Annotated in this window: 13 protein-coding genes; 6 read left to right on the plus strand and 7 right to left on the minus strand. The window is 74.0% G+C overall.

What is annotated here, in order from left to right; genetic code table 11:
* Positions 1-6: 6 nt before the first annotated feature.
* Positions 7-1,749 (minus strand): serine/threonine protein kinase, encoded by a 1,743-nt coding sequence (locus AB0I91_RS23645; protein WP_499638840.1) that lies wholly within the window; start codon positions 1,747-1,749, stop codon positions 7-9.
* Positions 1,750-1,848: 99 nt separating this feature from the next.
* Here AB0I91_RS23645 and eccD point away from each other — a divergent pair, with 99 nt between their 5' ends.
* A complete protein-coding gene (gene eccD, locus AB0I91_RS23650) occupies positions 1,849-3,129 on the plus strand; it encodes a type VII secretion integral membrane protein EccD (protein WP_498775666.1) in 1,281 nt (426 codons plus the stop codon).
* Positions 3,130-3,132: 3 nt separating this feature from the next.
* Positions 3,133-4,542, plus strand: a complete 1,410-nt coding sequence (eccB, locus tag AB0I91_RS23655) for a type VII secretion protein EccB (RefSeq protein WP_499638842.1) — start codon at positions 3,133-3,135, stop codon at positions 4,540-4,542.
* 64 nt (positions 4,543-4,606) lie between these two features.
* Here eccB and AB0I91_RS23660 read toward each other — a convergent pair whose 3' ends face one another.
* Genes AB0I91_RS23660 through eccCa form a run of 3 tightly spaced genes read right to left on the minus strand, consistent with a single transcriptional unit; the run spans position 4,607 to position 10,178 of the window.
* Positions 4,607-5,860 carry a hypothetical protein gene (locus AB0I91_RS23660; RefSeq protein WP_499638844.1) on the minus strand — a complete coding sequence of 418 codons (1,254 nt, stop codon included), beginning with the start codon at positions 5,858-5,860 and terminating at the stop codon, positions 4,607-4,609.
* Positions 5,857-6,234, minus strand: coding sequence for a hypothetical protein (locus AB0I91_RS23665; protein WP_498775672.1), 378 nt, complete (start codon positions 6,232-6,234; stop codon positions 5,857-5,859). Before AB0I91_RS23665 ends, AB0I91_RS23660 begins: the two co-directional genes overlap by 4 nt.
* Positions 6,231-10,178 (minus strand): type VII secretion protein EccCa, encoded by a 3,948-nt coding sequence (gene eccCa, locus AB0I91_RS23670; protein WP_499638846.1) that lies wholly within the window; start codon positions 10,176-10,178, stop codon positions 6,231-6,233. The genes AB0I91_RS23665 and eccCa overlap by 4 nt, the downstream gene beginning before the upstream one ends.
* Positions 10,179-10,335: 157 nt before the next feature.
* On the opposite strand from eccCa, the gene AB0I91_RS23675 reads away from it, so the two are divergent.
* Both AB0I91_RS23675 and AB0I91_RS23680 read left to right on the plus strand, forming a co-directional pair.
* Positions 10,336-10,665, plus strand: coding sequence for a WXG100 family type VII secretion target (locus AB0I91_RS23675; RefSeq protein ID WP_230571210.1), 330 nt, complete (start codon positions 10,336-10,338; stop codon positions 10,663-10,665).
* Positions 10,666-10,694: 29 nt separating this feature from the next.
* The gene (locus AB0I91_RS23680; RefSeq protein ID WP_230571209.1) at positions 10,695-10,991 is read left to right on the plus strand and encodes a WXG100 family type VII secretion target; all 297 of its coding nucleotides are present in this window, start codon (positions 10,695-10,697) and stop codon (positions 10,989-10,991) included.
* Between the two features lie 439 nt (positions 10,992-11,430).
* Here AB0I91_RS23680 and mycP read toward each other — a convergent pair whose 3' ends face one another.
* Positions 11,431-12,690 carry a type VII secretion-associated serine protease mycosin gene (mycP, locus tag AB0I91_RS23685; protein WP_499617711.1) on the minus strand — a complete coding sequence of 420 codons (1,260 nt, stop codon included), beginning with the start codon at positions 12,688-12,690 and terminating at the stop codon, positions 11,431-11,433.
* A 191-nt stretch (positions 12,691-12,881) separates the two neighbouring features.
* On the minus strand, positions 12,882-13,688 hold the full coding sequence (locus AB0I91_RS23690) for a bestrophin-like domain (RefSeq protein ID WP_499638848.1): 807 nt from the start codon (positions 13,686-13,688) through the stop codon (positions 12,882-12,884).
* 187 nt (positions 13,689-13,875) lie between these two features.
* On the opposite strand from AB0I91_RS23690, the gene AB0I91_RS23695 reads away from it, so the two are divergent.
* Both AB0I91_RS23695 and AB0I91_RS23700 read left to right on the plus strand, forming a co-directional pair.
* The gene (locus tag AB0I91_RS23695; RefSeq protein WP_499638850.1) at positions 13,876-15,033 is read left to right on the plus strand and encodes a glycoside hydrolase family 6 protein; all 1,158 of its coding nucleotides are present in this window, start codon (positions 13,876-13,878) and stop codon (positions 15,031-15,033) included.
* Between the two features lie 125 nt (positions 15,034-15,158).
* Complete coding sequence (locus tag AB0I91_RS23700) at positions 15,159-15,512, plus strand: DUF2203 domain-containing protein (protein WP_498775685.1); 354 nt, start codon at positions 15,159-15,161, stop codon at positions 15,510-15,512.
* Positions 15,513-15,904: 392 nt separating this feature from the next.
* On the opposite strand, the gene AB0I91_RS23705 is transcribed toward AB0I91_RS23700, so the two are convergent.
* The gene (locus tag AB0I91_RS23705) at positions 15,905-17,506 is read right to left on the minus strand and encodes a S8 family peptidase (RefSeq protein WP_499638852.1); all 1,602 of its coding nucleotides are present in this window, start codon (positions 17,504-17,506) and stop codon (positions 15,905-15,907) included.
* Positions 17,507-17,565: the final 59 nt, after the last annotated feature.

A 17,565-nucleotide genomic window follows, 5' to 3' on the forward strand; every position in this document is an offset into this window, starting at 1 on the left:
ACCGGGCTACCTGCCGCAGACCGCGTCGCGGATGCCCTTGGGCTGGCTGACGTAGACGTTGTCGCGATCGGTGCCCTGGACCTCGAAGCAGTACTTGCGGCCGGGCTCGACCGGGATCTGCGTGGTCTGCTCGCGCAACTGCACCGTCGCCCGGTTGGGTTGGCCTTCGGGCGCGACGATCACGACGTAGTCCAGCTTCGCCGAGCTGCGCCAGGCGAGCCGCACCTCGTCGCCGGCGTCCTCGACCACTTCCAGCTCGATCTGGACCCCGCCGTTGCCGTCGGGCGTGTTCATGGTGGGCGCCGCGGGTGCGGGTGGTGGTTCGTCCTCGCCGAGGAGGAGGAACGGCGCGGCGGCGAACAGCGCCAACGCGCCCACGATGCCCGCCACCAGCCCGATCCGCCCGGTCCGATCGGTCTTCTTCCCGGTCGGCTTCACCTCGGCGAGGGGCATCCGCACCGGCGGCGCGGGCGGAACGGCCAGGTAGGGCTCCGGCGGCAGGTCGGCCGCGGGTGGTGTCGAGGAGAGGAAGCGCTCGACCATCGGTGAGGCGGCCGGGCGGGGAGGCATCGCGGGCGGCACCTCGTGCGCGGGCAGGTGCGCGCCGGGGCTCGGCGGCGGGCCGAACGGCGACTCGGGGGCCGGTGCAGGCGGTATGTGCGCCGGCGGAACTTGGCCGAGCGGCGCGGACTCCGCACCTCCCGGCGGCGGGCCGAACGGCGACTCAACCGGCAAGGCGTGACCCGGCGCGCCGAAAGCCGACACGTCGCCCGGAGCGGGCGCGACAGGCCCCAGCGGCGCGGCGAAAGGCGGCTCGGCCGGCGGGACGTGGCCCGGCAGCGGGGTGAAAGGCAGCTCCGCCACCGGCGGGGCATAAGGCGAAAGCGATGCCGGTGGTGCGTAAGGCGATGGGCCCGACCCGGCGGCGGGCATCGTGAACGACGGGCCGGGGGCCGGTGCGTAAGTCGTGTCCGCGAAGTCGTCGAAGCCGACACCGGCGATCGCCGCCAGCCGTGCCGCCACGTCCGTCGGACGGGCCTCCGGCTCCCCCGCCAGCAGCGCGCGCACCAGGTCGGCCAGGCCCGCGGGCAGGTCGGCGCGCGTCACCTCCGGCACCGCAGCACCCAGCACGCGCAGCAGGTGTTCCTCCGCCCGCTCCCCCATCCGCCCGGGGTACGGCACCTCGCCCGTCAACGCCAGGTACAGCACGGCGCCCAGCCCGTACAGGTCGGTCCGCGCGTCGCGCACCGCGTCGCGCACGGTCTCCGGCGCGGCGAAGTCCACCGGCGGGTCGGCCGGGAACGCGCGGCGCGCCACCAGCCCGCCGTCGGCCAGCACCGGCTCGCCGGACGGGCGGAACAGGACGTTCGTCGCGGTGACCCCGCCGTGCACGAGCCCGGCGGCGTGCGCGGCGGCCAACGCCTCCGCCAGCACCTGCCCCAGGTCCAGCACCTCGGCCACCGGCAACGCGCCCTCGTGCCGCACCCGCGCCGCCAGCGAGTGCCGGCACAGCTCGGAGCACACCGCCGTGACGCCGTCGGCCAGCTCCTCCACCCCGCGCACGACCGGGGTGAACGGCACCCGCCGCCACTTGCCGATCTCACGTTCCAGCGCGGCACGCGTGCGGCGGTCCAGCGCGACCGGGAACACCTTGTACGCCATCCCGGCGCCCGCGTACACCGTCGCCACCGGGCCCTTGCCCAGCGGTACGAGGTGGTTGCCCTGAGGATTGGCCATCGCGGTGCTCATTGTCCCCACGGTGCCGCACCGCGTCCAGCCGCCCCGCCGCGTGTCCGGTAGCTGCCGCACGACGACCACGGGCGGCGCGGCCGGTCCATCGTGGCGCGCATGAACACCACAGGGCTGGTGCGGGTGACGATCGCCGCACCCCACCGGCGCATCGACTTGGCGCTGCCCGAGCACTCGTCGGTCGCCGAAGTGCTGCCGGGGCTGGTGAAGCACGCGGGCGAACCCCCCGCCGACGACGGCTGGCTGCTGCGCAGACCCGACGGAACGCCGCTGGAACCCGGCCGCACGTTCGCCGCGCACCGCGTGCGCGACGGCGAGGTGCTGCACCTGGCGCACCGGCGCACGGAGTGGCCGGAGCTGGAGTACGACGACCTGGTCGACGTGATCGCGTCCGGTCTCGGCCGCACCTGGGGCCCCCGGCACACCCGGCGGGCCGGTCTGCTCGCGGGCGGGCTGCTGGTGCTGCTCGGCGTCGTGCCGATGGCGGCCCTGGGCTCGCCGTGGTGGTCGTGGGGCCTGGCCGCGCTGCTGCTGGCGGCGGGCGTCACGTGCGCGCGGGCGTTCGGCGACGCGGGTGCGGGCGCGGTCGTGGCGGCGTCGGCGCTGCCGTTCGCCGGGCTCGGCGGCGTGCTGTTCGTCGGCGTCGGACCGGGCCTCGGCGCGCCGCACGTGCTGACGGCGTGCTCGGCGGTCGCGGTGGTGGCGGTGCTCGCGTTGATCGGCGTGGCGGAGAAGGCGGTGTGGTTCACCGGCGCGATCACGGCGGCGCTGCTCGGCGCGGGCGGCGCGTGGTTGGCGGCGGACGTGCTGACCGGCGTCGGAGCGGCCGCGGTGGTCGCGGGGGCGGCGCTGGTGTTCTCACCGCTGTGCGCGCCGTTGGCGATCCGGCTGGGCCGGGTGCCGTTGCCGACGTTGCCGCGCACGCCCGCCGACCTGCTCGCCGACCCGCCGCGACCGGCGCGTGCGGCGGTGCGCGAGGCGGTGGTGCGCGCCGACGGGCTGCTGACCGGGATGCTCGCGGGCTGCGCGGTCGTGGTGGTGGCGTGCGCGGTCCTGCTGACGCGCGGTGACGTGTGGGCGCAGGTGCTGCTGGGCGTGCTCGGGGTGGGGCTGTTGCTGCGCGCCCGGCTGTACCCGGCGGTGCGGCAACGGGGGCCGCTGCTCGGCGCCGGCGTCGCGGTGCTGGCGGCCCTGCCGACGGGACCGGCGGTGATCGGGCTCGGGGCGTTCGTGATCGTGGTGGGTCTGGTGAGGGTGAAGCGGAACGCGCGGCTGTCGCGGTACGCGGAGCTGCTGGAGGTCGTCGTGGTGATCTCGGTGGTGCCGGTGGTGTGCGCGGTGCTCGGCCTGTACGGGTACCTGCGCGGGTTGGGGGGCTGAGGCGTGGCGTCGAACCGGGATCAGGTGCAGGCGCAGCAGTTCCTGCTGCAACGCGTGGTGTCGGCGCTGGTCACCGGCGAGAGCGATCCCGAGCAGCCGCCGTTCCGCCGGTCGGTGGTGGCGGCGTTCGGGAGCATCGCGATCGCGGTGGTCGTGCTGGCGGGCTTCGGGGTGTACGGGATGGTGTCGCCTGGCGGCAGCACGGCGTGGCGCGGCGAGTTCGTGGTGGTGGAGGAGGAGACCGGCGCGCGGCACGTGTACCTGGACGGTCGGCTGCACCCGGTGGCGAACTACGTGTCGGCGTTGCTGGCGCTGGGCAAGCACGCGGACACGCGCACGGTGTCACGGGAGTCGTTGGCCGGTGTGCCGCGCGGTCCGCGGATCGGGATCGCGGACGCGCCCGACTCGCTGCCCGGCCCGGCCCGGCTGCTCACCGGCGGCTGGACGATGTGCTCCCAGCCCCGCGCGGACGTCACCGGCGCCACCGTGAACGACTCGGTGCTCGTCGTCGGCGGCGGCGTCCCGGGCGGGCGGGCGCTGTCGTCGGAGGCGCTGCTGGTCGAGGTGCCGGACACCGGTGACCAGTACCTGCTCCTGCGTGGTTTCCGGCACCGGATCAAGGAGGCCGACGCGGTGGCGGTGGGTCTGGCGCTGCGGTCGCAGCCGCGGGCCAGGGTCGGTTCGGCGCTGGTCGACGTGCTGCCGGCGGGCGAGCCGATCGCGCCGATCGCGTTGCCGGACACCGGTGCGGCGTCCAAGGCGGCGCCGGGCGCTCGGATCGGCCAGTTGCTGGTGGTCGAGACGTCCGGTGGCGAGGTCCAGCACTACCTGGCCGAGGCGGAGGCGCTGCGGCCGATCTCGCAGTTGCAGTACGACGTCCAACGGGCCTTCCCGCCGACCGCCCAGGCCTACGACGGCGGGCAGCCGGTCGGCATCCCGCTGGGTCTGGTGGTGGCGGGCCAGGCGAAGCAGGGGCCGCCGGTGGCGACCGGGCCGGGCAAGCCGCCCACCACGCGGCCGGAGTTCGCCGCGGTGGACGGCTCGGCGCTGTGCGCGGCGTTCGACGGGGAGGTTGCGCCGCCCACGCTCGTGGTGGACCCCGACCTGCCGGACCCGGACCCCCTGATGACCGCCACCGCCCGCCGCACCGGAACGGGGACGCCGCTCGCCGACCGCGTCGTGGTGCCGCCGGGCCGTGCGGCGGTGGTCGAGGTGATGCCGGGCCCGGACGCCCCCGTGGGCACGGTGGCGCTGGTGACCGACCAGGGTCGCGCCCACTCGCTGGCGAGCCGTGAGCTGCTGGAAGTGCTGGGGTACGAGGACATCACACCCGTGCGGCTGCCGGTGAGCCTGGTCTCCCGCGTGCCGCACGGCTCCCCGCTCGACCCGGCCGCCGCCCTCCGCCGCGCCTGAGCCCCGACGACAGCACAGCGCACCGCCCGTCGCTCGTGGCGACGGGCGGTGCGGTGCGTCCCGGTCAGCGGCCGGTCAGGGGCGACCTCGGTTCCTCGGTCTGCCACAGCTCCTCGTCCAGCGCGTCCGCCTCGGCGGTCCGCCGCCGGTCGGTCCGGGTCGGCAGCACGCCACCGGTGCTCGCCCTGCCCCGCAACGCCTCCGGAACTCCCGGCGTGCCGACGCGCGCACGTCCCCGGCCGGCCGGCGGGCGTTGCGCCTCGCCCGGCTTCGGCTTGCCGGAAGCGGGCTGCGCGGCGCCCGACATCGGCGGCACCATCGGCGGCACGCCGCCCCGCGTCGCCGGCTGGGACGTCGACGTGGTGCCCGCCACCGGCAACGCGGGTGGTGGCGGCGGGGTCGAAGCGACGGCCGAGACCGTGCCCGGCTTCGCCGCCCGGGGGATCATCGGCACGCCCGACTGACCGGTCAGGCCCGCCCCTCCGACACCCCGCCCGCCGACACCGCGTGCGGACAACGCCGGCGCGACGCCCGGCGGCGCGACCGGGAACTGCGGCAGCGCCGTGGTCGGACGGGTCTGCGGCAGGTCCACCGGCGGTGGCACGGACGGCGGTTTCGGCGGGGCCACCGCGCCACCGGACAGGGCCGGACCACCGGCCGCCCCACCGCCGGCAGCCGGACCACCGGCGGGAGCACCCGCCGCGCCGCCCGCCGGAGCACCGGCCGGACCGCCCGCGGGACCGCCACCGGGACCACCGGCCGGACCGCCACCGGGGCCGCCGCCCGTGGCCTCAGGACCACCACCGCCGCCCGCCGACGTGACGCCCGCGCCCTGCCCGGCCGCCTGGACGGCGTTCGTCGCCTCCGTGAACAGCCTGCCCAGCTCCGCCATCCGCGCCGCCGCCCGCTGCTGCAACTCCGCGAACTGGCCCTCGATGGACCCGGCGCCACCTGAGTTCAGGTCGGCCATCAGCTGCTTCTGCGTCAGCAGGCACCTCGCGATGAACTCCTGCGCCTCCGGGATGTCCTCGACGAGCTTGTCCAACGCCACCCACGGCTGCGCCGCGTCGATCCGCGCGACCCACTCGGCCATCCCGCGCTCCGCCTTCGACGCCCGTGCCACGAACAGGTCACCGGCCTGGTCGGTCCACTGTGGAGCGATGGTGGCGATCTCCTGGCCCAGCGACGCGCCGGACCTCGCCAGCTCGTCCCGCGCCTCCACCCACATCCGGCGCGCCAGCCGCAACCGCGGGAGGTGGCTGACCTCCTTGCGCACCATCGCGTCCATCTGCTCCAGCGACATCCCCGCGTAGCTCATGACATCCCCGCCGGCAACCGGCCGGGCCCACGACGCGTGATGCCCGCCAGGCGGGCCGCCTCGACGAACTCGGGCGCGGGCCCGAGCGGCGCGGTCTCGCCCGCCCGGACCAGCGCCTCGGCCGCGACGCCGTCCCCGCGCACGTAGTCCTCGGCGCACGCCAGCGCGATCTCCCGGCACCGGTCCAGCTCCTGGTCCACGGCGGTCAGGTACATGGTCAGCGCGGTGGTCGAGGCCTCGTCGGCCGCCTGGAACGGCGGGCACTCCAGCACCCCGCCGCCACAGCCCTCCGGCACCGCCAGCGACGCCACTCTCGTCAGGTCCAAGGGCCGTGGCCGGAACCCGGCCATGCCCTCGCTCGTCCCGTTGATCACCGATTACTCCCTCGGTCCGGATCTGCCACTTGCACCAGCGACGGCGCGCGCCGCCGGTCGACCAGCCGGCCGCGCCCCGGTGGCAGCGGCTCGGGTTTGAGGCCGCCGAGCAGCGGCCCCTCGTTGCGGTCGCCGGACAGCATCAGCCCCGGCGAACCGACGTCGCGCAGCCTGGCGACGAACGTCTCGAACAGCGCGCGCCCCGCACCACCGGTCCGCCGCGTGAGCACGACGTGCAGCCCGATGTCACGTCCCTGCGGCAGGTACGGCAGCAGCGCCAGCAACGGGTTGTCCAGGCCGGTCGCGACCAGGTCGTAGTCGTCCACCAGCACGAACAGCTCCGGTCCGGTCCACCAGTTCCGCGCGCGCAACCGCTCCGCCGTCACGTCCGGGCCGGGCAGCCGCGCCGCCATCGCCCGCGCCGCCTCCGACATCAGGTGCGTGGTGGTCGACGTGTCGCCGCCGTAGCCGAGCAGGTGGGTGTCCGGCACGTCGCCGACCAGGCCCCGCCGGTGGTCCACCACCAGCAGCCTGGCCTGCTCGGGCGTGCGGTTGGCCACGATCCGACGGGCCAGCAACCGCAGGAACGACGTCTTGCCGGACTCCGCGTCGCCCAGCACCAGGAAGTGCGCGTCGGCCGCGAAGTCCAGGTGCACCGGCCCCAGGTCGTGCTCGGCCACTCCGATCGCGAACCGCAGGTCCGAGTCGACCGCGGGCAGGTCGGCCTGCGCCACCCGGCCGGGCAGCAACCGCACCGGGGGCGCGGGCGGGCCGGGCCAGGCCGCGGCCACCGCGTCCACCAGCTCACCGAGCGCGGGCGTCGCGCTGTCCACGTCGGACCGGCCGTCGATCCGCGGCAGCGCCACCAGCAGGTGGTGCTTGCCCGGCGTGATGCCGCGCCCCGGCGCGCCCTCGGGCACCGCGGCCGCGCTGCGCCGGTCCACCACGCTGTCCATCGGGTCGCCCAACCGCAGCTCCACCCGGCTGCCGAACAGGTCCCGGATGCCCGGCCGCAGGTCGAACGGCCGCGCGCACGCGCCCACCACGTGCACCCCGAACGACAACCCGCGCGTCGCGATGTCGGAGACCACGTCCTCCAGGTCCTCGAACTCCTTGCGCAACGTCTGCCAGCCGTCGATCACCAGGAACACGTCGCCGTGCGGCTCGTCCGCGAACCGCCCCTCGCGCCGCAGCGCCCGGAACCCCGCGATGCCGTCCACGTCGTGCTCGGCGAACAGCCGCTCCCGCCGTTCCAGCACCGCGGCCACCTCGGCCACGGTCCGCCGCACGGCGCCCGCCTGCTGCCGGCCCGCCACCCCGCCGACGTGCGGCAGCCCGCGCAACGCGCCCAGCAGCCCGCCGCCGAAGTCCAGGCAGTAGAACTGCGCCTCCGCCGGCGTGTGGGTCAGCGCCAGGCTCGCCACCACCGTCCGCAGCGCCGTGCTGCGCCCGCTGCGCGGCCCGCCCACCACCAGCACGTGCCCGGCCGCGCCGGACAGGTCGAGCTCCAGCAGGTCGCGCCGCTGCTCGAACGGCCGGTCCACCAGGCCCACCACCGCGTGCAGCCCGCCGTTGCGCCGCGCGTCCACCGGGCACAGCCCGCGCACGGGATCCGTGCCGAGGGCCCCCACCAGTTCGTCCAAAGTGGATGACCGGTCCAGCGGCGGCAGCCACACCTGGTGCGCGGGCGTGCCGCGACCGGCCAACCGGTCGACCAGGATGTCCAGCAGGCTCTCGCCCACCGCGTCCTCGTCCACCGGGTCCGCCACGGGCACGACCGGCGGCGCCACGTAGTCGGTGGTGAACAGCGCCATCCCCGGCACCTCGACCGAGCCCGCCGCCACACCCGTCCCGGGCCTGCGGTGCACCCCCGACACGTACGCCGACCGGAACCGCACCATCGGCTCCGTGCCGAACTTCAGGTAACCGTGGCCGGGCGCGCGGGGCAGGCTGAACGCGTCCGTGACGCCCAGCACGGTCCGGCTCTCCAGCTCCGAGAACGTGCGCAACCCGATCCGGTACGACAGGTGCGTGTCCAGCCCGCGCAACCGGCCCTCCTCCAACCGCTGGCTGGCCAGCAGCAGGTGCACGCCGAGCGACCGGCCCAACCGCCCGATCTGCACGAAGATGTCGACGAAATCGGGCTTGGCCGACAGCAGCTCGCTGAACTCGTCGCACACCACCAGCAGCGTCGGCACCTCGGGCAGCGGCGCGCCCGCCGCACGCGCCCGGTCGTAGTCGCGCAACGAGGCGAAGTTGCCCGCCGCGCGCAGCAGCTCCTGGCGGCGCACCAGCTCGCCGTTCACCGCGTCGGCCATCCGGTCGACCAGCGGCAGCTCGTCGACCAGGTTGGTGATCACCGCGCTGGTGTGCGGCAACCGGTCCAGGGTCGCGAACGTCGCGCCGCCCTTGAAGTCGATCAACGCGAAGTTCAGCGACTCGGGTGGGTGCGTCAGCGCCAGCCCCAGCACCAGGGTGCGCAGCAGCTCGCTCTTGCCCGACCCGGTCGCGCCGATGAGCAGCCCGTGCGGCCCCATGCCGTCCTGCGCGGACTCCTTCAGGTCCAGCTCGACCGGCGTGCCGTCCTCGCGGATGCCGAACAGGATGCGCAGCCGGTCCCGGTTGGGCCGCGGCTGCCAGTTCTCCCCCGGCTCGTAGGAGTACACCTCGCCCAGGTCGAGCAGGTCCTCCAGACCGGTGTCACCCGCCAGCGGCTGCTCGCCCGCGCTGCCCGCGGTCAGCCGCAACGGCGCCAGCTCACGGGCCAGCGCCTCGGCGGAGGGCAGGTCGAGCACGTCGGCGCGACCCAGCTCGACGTCGCCCTCCACCGTCCGCGCGCTCAGCACACCGTCCCCGGACACCTCCAACGCCAACGTCCCCCGCTCCGGCACGCGCGGCAGCGACGACGACAGGTCCAGCACGGTCACGCCCTCGACCCCGCCGCCGGTCATCAGGTGGTCCGAACCCGCGACCGCGCCGCCGTCCAGCACCACCACCAGGTGCGGCCCGGCCGTGCCCCGCGCGCCGTCGGGGTCGAACCGGGGCCGGTCGGCGAGCAGGTCGTCCAGCAACGCCTCCAGCGCGACCACGCCGGAGGTCACCAGCCGCACCGGTCCCACCGCGTCGGCGCGGTCGGGGTGCAGGGCGTGCGGCAGCCACTTGACCCACTCCCACAACGGCCGCCGGGCGTCGTCCGCGCACACCGCCACCCGCACGTCGTCCGGCGCCTGCAACACCGCCAGCTGCGCCAGCACCACCCGCGCCAACGCCACCGCGCGTTCCCGGTCGCCGCCGAGGTGGATCACGCCGAACCCCGCCAACGCCAGCGCCAGCGGCAGGTCGGCCACCGTCGCGTAGGTGGTCAGAAACCGCCGCAACGCCAAGGCGGACAACGGTTCCAGCCGCTCCAGCGGCACGGTGTCCGGCGGCACGAGGTCCAGCGCCGGGCTCTGCGGGCCGAGTCCGACGCGCACGACGGCGAAGTCCGCGTCGGACCGGCGCCTCTCCCACCGCCGGTCCGACGCGGCGAGCGTCAGCAGCGCGTCCGGCTCGGGGTGCAGGTGGGCCAGCGCGTCGCGCTGGCGGCGGATCGACCGGGTGACCCGCACCCGGTGCTGCGCGAGCTTCCGCAGGTACGACCGCCGGGCCTGCGCCATCTCCCGCTTGCTCGGACCGCTGTTGTTCAGCAACGACACCAGCACCATCGCCAGCATCGCCACGCCGAAGAGCCCGAACACGACGAACCGCAGCGCGCCGCTCGTGCCGCCGCCGAACACCAGCAGCATCGCCGCCATGATCGCCACCATCGGCAGCACCACGACCAGCTGCGTCCACGCGCGGGCGGCGGGCTGGGGCAGCTCGGGCGGCGCCTCCAGCACCAGCTCGCCGGACGGCATCTCCGGCGCGGGCCTGCGCCGGGGCCTCGTCACCACCACGGTCGCCACGCCGGCTCCCCCTTCGTCGGTGTCGGGACCGATGGTGGTGCCGGGTGGACGGTCGGCGGGCGGTGGTGGCAGGAACGTGCCGCGTGCCGCCGCCGGCCCCGCCCCGCGCGGTTCGCTTGGCAGCGCCGATCGGCAACCAGGGGAAAGGAGAACCGGAGTGCAGGACCAACTTCACGGTGTCACCGAGACACTGGAGCGGGCCGCCGCGATGGCGGCCACCGTGTCCGGTGACATCGAAGGGCACCGGGCGTCGCTGCGTCCCACCGTGGACGCGCTCAAGGGCGCGTGGGAGGGCACCGCGCGGCCCGCGTTCGACTCCGCGCACGCCCAGTGGGAGGCGGGCATCGCCCGGCTCACCACGGCGCTCAACAGCCTCGGCGAGAACACCAGGTTCTCCTCGAACACCTACCTCAACGCCGACCAGGCCTCGGCGTCCGGGCTGAACGCCGTGCAGGGCGCGAGCCCGTTCGGCGGCGCGCTCGGCTGACCGCCGAGCCGGACCAGGAGAGGAACGACATGCTCATCAAGGGCAACTTCGCCCAACTCGAAGGGCTCGCCGCGCAGATCGCCTCGACGGTCGCCAGGGTCGAGCAGGAGATGGACACCTGGCGCACCACCGCCGGCGCCACCTCGGCGGACTGGCTCGACCAGGCGGGTGGCCAGTTCAGCGAGATCAGCGCCGCGTGGCACCAGGTGTCGACCGCGCAGCAGGCCATGCTGCAGGCGCTGCGCGGCGGGGTGGACAAGGCCAACGCCGAACTTCAGCAGGCACTCGGCTCGGCCGTGGCCCGGGTCGGCAGCACGGGAATCTGAGCAGGCACACGGAAAGGCCCCGACGCTCCCCGGCGCCGGGGCCTTTCCACACCTCGACTTCCCGCACCTCACCTACTCCTCCCGCACCTCACCCACTCTTTCCGCACCTCACCGACTCTTTCCGCAACCCTGCAATTTTCCCCACAGGGCCGCAGATCCCCCTCCCGCAACCCAACCTCCATACCTGCAACCCAGCCGCCTTTCCCGCAACCCAGCCGCACCTTCCGCAACCCCGCCGCACCCTCCGCAACCCCGCCGCCTTTGCCGCAACCCAGCCGCCCTTCCCGCAACCCGGCCGCCTTTTTCGCAATCTTGCCGAAGCCCTCGCGGCCCGACCGCCCTCCCCGCAATTCGACAGCCGCCGCCCCTATCCCCGCAGCCCCCGTCCCCATCCTCCGCAGCCACTGTTGCCTACCTCCGCGGCCGCCGTCCCCACACCTCAACGGGGGAACAGGAACACCTGATCCGGTACTTCTGCCGGAGGCGGCCCATCGGGCAACGGGTCGAGCCGGACCGGCGTCCACCGCCGACGGCGGCCGTTGACCAGCACGAACGCGATCACGACAGCCGCGATCACCGCCCCGGCCGCCCACACAACCTGCCCACGCGCACCCGCCACCGCAGCCCGCCACCAAGCCCGCTCACGCGCCACGTCGGCATCCTCGACCGGCTTGACCACCACCGGCATGACCTCCGGCGTAGCCGAGGTCAACCCGTCGGTGACCGCCCGGTACGGGTTGACCACGCCGACCCCGTACGCGGCAGCCTCACCACGAGCCGGGCTCGCCGTCGCCAACAACCGACGCGCCACCTCCGGCGCCGTCAGCTCCGGCCACGCCGCCCGCACCAGCGCGGCCGTGCCCGCGACGAACGGCGCGGCGAAGCTCGTGCCCTGCCAGTACGTGTGCCCGCCCGCCCGGGTCGCGCCGGCCACCTCCTTGCCCGGCGCGACCAGGTCGACGTAGTCACCGAGCTGTGAGCCGGACACCCGGTCGCCCGCGATGTCGATCGCGCCGACGCCGAGCACACCGTCGTACGCCGCCGGGAACGACGCCAGCCGGACGCCGCCGTCCTGCTGCCGGTTGCCCGCCGCCGCCACCACGAGCGCGTCCTTCGCCACCGCGTGCGCCACGGCGTCCCGCACGTGCTGGTCGTCCTCCTGCCCGGACATCGACAAATTGATCACCTTCGCCCCCTGGTCCGCGGCGTACCGGATGCCACGCGCCAGCACGACGGGGTCGAGCGCGTTCACCGCGCCCGTGTCGTCCAAGTCCCGGTCCGCGACCCGCACCGGCAACACCCGCGCACCGGGCGCGACCCCGTGGAAGCCGACCCCCGCCACCGGATCGGCGGCGACGATGCTCGCCACCGCGGTGCCGTGCGAACCGCAGTCGAAGTCGCCGGGCAAGTCACCGACCAGGTAGAAGTCCTCGCCGCGCGCCACCTTCCCCGCCGCGCTCAACTGCGGGTGGTCGCGGTCGACCCCGGTGTCCACGACGGCGACCAGCACGCCGCCGCCGGTGCTGTGCGGCCACGCCCGCGTCACGTCGAGCGCCTGCTGCGCCCAGGGCAGCTCCTTGATCGGCGGTCGGGCGGGCTCGGGGTCGCGGCAGGCGCCCGGCGGCGGCGCGGCGTGGGCGTCCGGTGTGGACAGTGCCACGAACGCGACGGCCGCGAGCACAGCGCTGAGTCGTCTCACGGCCCCATCGTCGACACGGGACCCACCGCCCGCTCCCGACCTGGCCGGAAACGGCCACCCGCCAAGCGACCATTCCGCACCCACCGCCCGCACACCACCCCACGACCACAAACCATCGGCCACCACCGGGGACCTGCAGCCGAACCCACCCCCGGACACCGCCGCACCGCACCGACACCAAGGACCAACCATCAAGCCCCGGGGCGCATGTCACCCGTCTCGTCGCACGGCAAGGTGTCCGCGCCGTACACGTCGGCGTAGTCCTCGGCCATGTCGTCCGCGGCGGCGCGCATCGCGTCGGACGACACGCTGATCACCCCGGCGAACGGCCGGTCGACGTCCCGGATGAGCAGCAGGCTCAGGGTGAACAGCGTGGTCAGCACCACCAGCGTGGCGACCTCCACCGCGCGCTTGCGCGCGGGCAGGTTGAACGCGAACGCCATCACGGTGACCGCGAGCGTGACCACCATGAACCAGTAGAGGATCTCCGGGATCGCGGGCACCGACTGCGCCACCCGCTCACTGCGCGCCTCCGAACGCCGCGCGTCCGTCTCGACCAACGTCTCGAACAGCGGGTCCGCCGCCCCCAGCTGCTTGAACACCGCGCGGAACCGGGTGCTCCAGACGCTCGGCTTGGGCGACGTGCCCGAGCCCTCCTCCATGTTCGGCCACTCGTGGGTCAGCACGGCGCGGGCGTAGCAGACGGTCGAGCCCTGCAACGCCTGCCCGGCCGGCTCCGGCGCGAACTCGGAGACCTCGAAGAAGTGGTCGACCACGTTGGCCTCCACGCGCGCCGCCTCGTCCGCCGCGCTGTACGACTCGGCGGCCACCACCAGCACGAACGCCAGGAGCAGCACGGCCAGCGTCTCCATCGGGCTGGTCAGGTCGCTGTTGGTGATCGGCTCGCCGGGCTCGATGTGGCGGCGGCGCTTCAACAACCAGTTGAAGAACAGGCCCAGCGCCAGTGCGCAGACCGCGGCCGCAACGGTGGTGATCACCGTTCCAGAGGTAGACCCCGCCGCTGTCGCCGACAACTCGAACGGCGACAAGCACCCGTCCAGGTAACGACCGGATCACGAAACGGGGCCCGCACACGTGACCGGGGGTTGTGATGCAGCTCATGAGGACGCATGCTTGCGGCCGGTTGGGAGCGCTCCCAAGCAGCGCTCCGTGAGGAGTGGTCGAGTGAACAGCGGACCGAGACGACGGCGCGTCGGGCTGACCCTGGCGGCGACCGCCGTGTGCGTGTTGATCGGCGTCAGCGGTGCCGGTGCCCAGGGGACGGTGACGGCTTCGGGACCGCCGCACCTGCCGAAGGGCACGTCGTTCTACGTCGAACCGGACGGCAACGCCGCGCGGCAGGCCGAGCAGTGGCGAGCCGAGGGGCGCACCGCGGACGCCGACCTGATGGCGGGCGTGGCCGCGCAGCCCACCGCGATCTGGTTCACCACGGCGGGCGCGGAGCAGGTGCGGCAGAACGTGCGCGACGTCGTGCGCGCCGCGCGGGCGAAGGACCAGGTGCCGGTGCTCGTGGCGTACTTCGTGCCCTACCGGGACTGCTCGCAGTGGTCCGCGGGCGGCGCGCGCAGCGAGCAGGAGTACAAGGAGTGGATCGACGCCTTCGCCGCCGGCATCGGTGACGAGAAGGCGGTCGTGGTGGTCGAGCCGGACGGCTTGGCCCTGCTGACCAGCGAGCCGTGGTGCACGATCGGGCCGGACGCCGAGCTGGTGCCCCAGCGGTTCCGCGAGATCAACCACGCGGTGGACACCCTCAAGCGCGGCAAGCACACCCGCGTCTACCTCGACGCCGGGCACTCCGCGTGGCAGGCGCTCAACGACTACGACGCGGGCTACGGCGAGCCGCGCCAGCAGCTGGGCATCGTCAACCGACTGCTCCAGGGCGGCGTCACGCGAGCGGACGGTTTCGCGCTCAACACCTCGAACTACCGCTTCACCGAGGACCTGGTCCAGTACGGCACGCGCGTCTCCAAGTGCATCCACCTGCGCACGAAGGCCGGCGCGACCACCTGCCCGGCCAACGACGAGCTGGACGCGATGCCCGTGCTCAAGGCGAAGATGACGCACTTCGTGCTGGACACGAGCCGCAACGGCCGCGGCCACTACACGCCCGGCGAGGGCGAGACCGACTGGTGCAACCCGCCGGGCCGGGGTCTCGGCGAACGTCCCACGGCGAACACCGGCGTCCCGCTGGTGGACGCGTTCCTGTGGATCAAGCGCCCCGGTGAGTCGGACGGCGAGTGCCAGGGCGGCCCGGCCGCCGGCCGCTGGTGGCCGGAGCAGGCGCTGGAACTGGCGAAGCTGGCCTCACCACCGCTGCGCTGACGTCGACGTCGGGGCCACCGGCCGCTGGTGGCCCCGACGCCGAACCCCTCCTGCCACCGACGTCGACCCACCCCGCCACGGGTAACCTGTCCGGGTACGAACCTCCCGGCAGACCAGGGGTGACCGTGTTCAGCGTGCCCGAGGCGCGAGAAGAACTGACCAAGCTCCTGCCGGTGCTCACCGAGATCGTCGAGATCCGGGCGGACGCCGCCGAGCTGGCCGCCTCGCTCGAGGGCGGAGGCCCGACCGACCTCGGCGGCCTGCCCGAGCTGAAGGCCGCGCAGGCCCGACTGGACGACCTGATGACCACGGTGCAGGCCACCGGCGCCGAGCTGAAGGGCTTCGCACCACTACTGGTCGACTTCCCCTCCGAACTCGACGGCGTCCCGGTGCTGCTGTGCTGGATCGAAGGCGACCGAGGCCTCAACTGGTACCACCGGACCGACCTGGGCTTCGCCGGCCGCCGCCCCCTCCCCTAACCACTCACCTCCCCGCTCCACCACCGCTCCGACGCGCCCACACCCCTCCAGTCCACAACGGACAGGACGACGCAGAACCGGCGCACCCCCTCCCCGCTCCACCTCACCACAACGGACCCGCACCGCACCGACCGAAGTCCACTCACCTCAACCGCCGCACAGCGGACCCGCAACTCACCCACCTAGGCCCGATTTGACATGGGTTCAGGTGCCATAGGCTGGTCGAAGCCGGGCAGGCTTGGCGGACGCTTTTCCCGCCAGGCCTGCCCGGCTTCGGCCTGCCTGGGGTGCCCGTAAGGGCCCCATGTCAAATCGAGCCGAACGAGACCACCACCGCCCCGCCCAACCCAGCCAACCCACACAACCCAGCCAGGCCCAACCCGCACAACGGATCAGAACCCGATACCCCACCCATCGATCTTCCCGGTGTCATACGCATACGCGTCCTTCACCCGCAACTTCCACGTCCCGTTCTTCTCCTCCGCCGACGTGTCCACCTTGAACGTCTCGTGGATGCCGTCCGCCGAGTTCTCCCCACCCGACCGCCGCAGCACGAACACCGCACCGCTCGGCCCGACCAGCTCCACCGCCAGATCAGCGGTGTACGGGTGCACGATGTCCACCTTCACCGAGGTCGTCGCCGTGCCACGACCGTCGCATCCGGACACCACGATCTCCGACGTCACGGCCTCACCGGCGTCCGGGATCGCCACGTCCTCCTCGCTCGTCCCGCCCTTGCACGTCGGCGGGTTCGGGTCGCCGCCGTTGATGAACCCCGTGTACAGCAACTTGTTCGGCGTGCCGGGCCCGGAGTTCTTGACCACGCCGTCGGTCGCGTTGTCGATCAACGCCTTCGCCACCTCCGCCGGCGTGGCCGCCGCACGAGCGGGATTCGCGCTCAGGTACAACGCCGCCGCGCCCGCCACGTGCGGTGACGCCATCGACGTTCCGTTGATCGTGCGCTCCGCGCCGTCGTTCCACGTCGACGTGATCTTGGTGCCAGGGGCGAAGATGTCGGTGCAGCGACCGTAGTTGGAGAACGACGACCGGGTGTCCGTGCTGTCCGTCGCGCTGGTCGTGATCGCTTCCGGGACGCGCGCCGGCGACGTGCGGCACGCGTCGCGGTTGTCGTTGCCGGAGGCCACGGCGACCGTGACACCGGCCGCCACGATCTTCTTCACCGCGTCGTCCACCGCCGTGCTGGCCGCCCCACCGAGGCTCATGTTCGCCACCGCCGGCTTGGCCGCGTGCTGCGCCACCCAGTCCAGGCCGCCGACGACCTGCGACCACTGGCCGGAACCCTGGCAGTTGAGCACCCGCACGCCGACCAGCTTCACGGCCTTGGCCACGCCGTACGTGGTCGAGCCGATGGTGCCCGCGACGTGCGTGCCGTGGCCGTTGCAGTCCTGCGCCTCCGCGTCGTCGTCGATGAAGTCGTGCCCGTCGGCCGCCCGACCGCCGAAGTCCTTGTGCTCCTTGTGGATCCCGGTGTCGACCACGTACGCGGTCACGCCCGCGCCGGTGCTGTTGTAGGTGTACTTCTTGTCCAGCGGCAGGTTCTTCTGGTCCACCCGGTCCAGGCCCCAGGTCGGGTTCTCCTGCGTGTCGGTGGCGTGCGCGAGGGCGTCCTGCTCGACGTACTCGACCGCCGGGTCGGCGGCCAGCCTGCGCGCCTGCTCCGCGCTCATCGCGGCCGCGAACCCGCGCAACGCGGCGGTGTACGTCATCTTGACCGCGCCGCCGTACGTGCCGACCAGGGCCTGCGCCGTGGCGGGCGTCTGCTGCACGCTCACCGCGGTCTCCCGCAACGCGACGATGTAGCTGTCCTTCACCGCGCCCGGCCGGTTGGCGCCGAGGACCTCTCCCTCGGGTTGCCTCCCCACCCCGAATCCGTGTCCGTATCCATAGCCGTGGCCCGCGCTCGCCAGCAGCAGGGCCGATGTCGCCAGGCCCGCGGTGACGACCCGTCGCCGGGTCGAGCGATCGTGTCGCATCGGTCGTTCTCCGTTCACTCGGCCGCCAGCAGGGGTGTCGGTGCGGGAACGCCTGCGCG

This window comes from Actinosynnema sp. NPDC049800, assembly GCF_040656635.1.
Lineage (GTDB): Bacteria > Actinomycetota > Actinomycetes > Mycobacteriales > Pseudonocardiaceae > Actinosynnema.

Coding starts and splice junctions, on each gene's coding strand:
- eccD (WP_498775666.1), top strand. CDS start 1,849: ATGAACACCACAGGGCTGGTGCGGGTGACGATCGCCGCACCCCACCGG.
- AB0I91_RS23680 (WP_230571209.1), top strand. CDS start 10,695: ATGCTCATCAAGGGCAACTTCGCCCAACTCGAAGGGCTCGCCGCGCAG.
- AB0I91_RS23660 (WP_499638844.1), bottom strand. CDS start 5,860: ATGAGCTACGCGGGGATGTCGCTGGAGCAGATGGACGCGATGGTGCGC.
- AB0I91_RS23705 (WP_499638852.1), bottom strand. CDS start 17,506: ATGCGACACGATCGCTCGACCCGGCGACGGGTCGTCACCGCGGGCCTG.
- AB0I91_RS23645 (WP_499638840.1), bottom strand. CDS start 1,749: ATGAGCACCGCGATGGCCAATCCTCAGGGCAACCACCTCGTACCGCTG.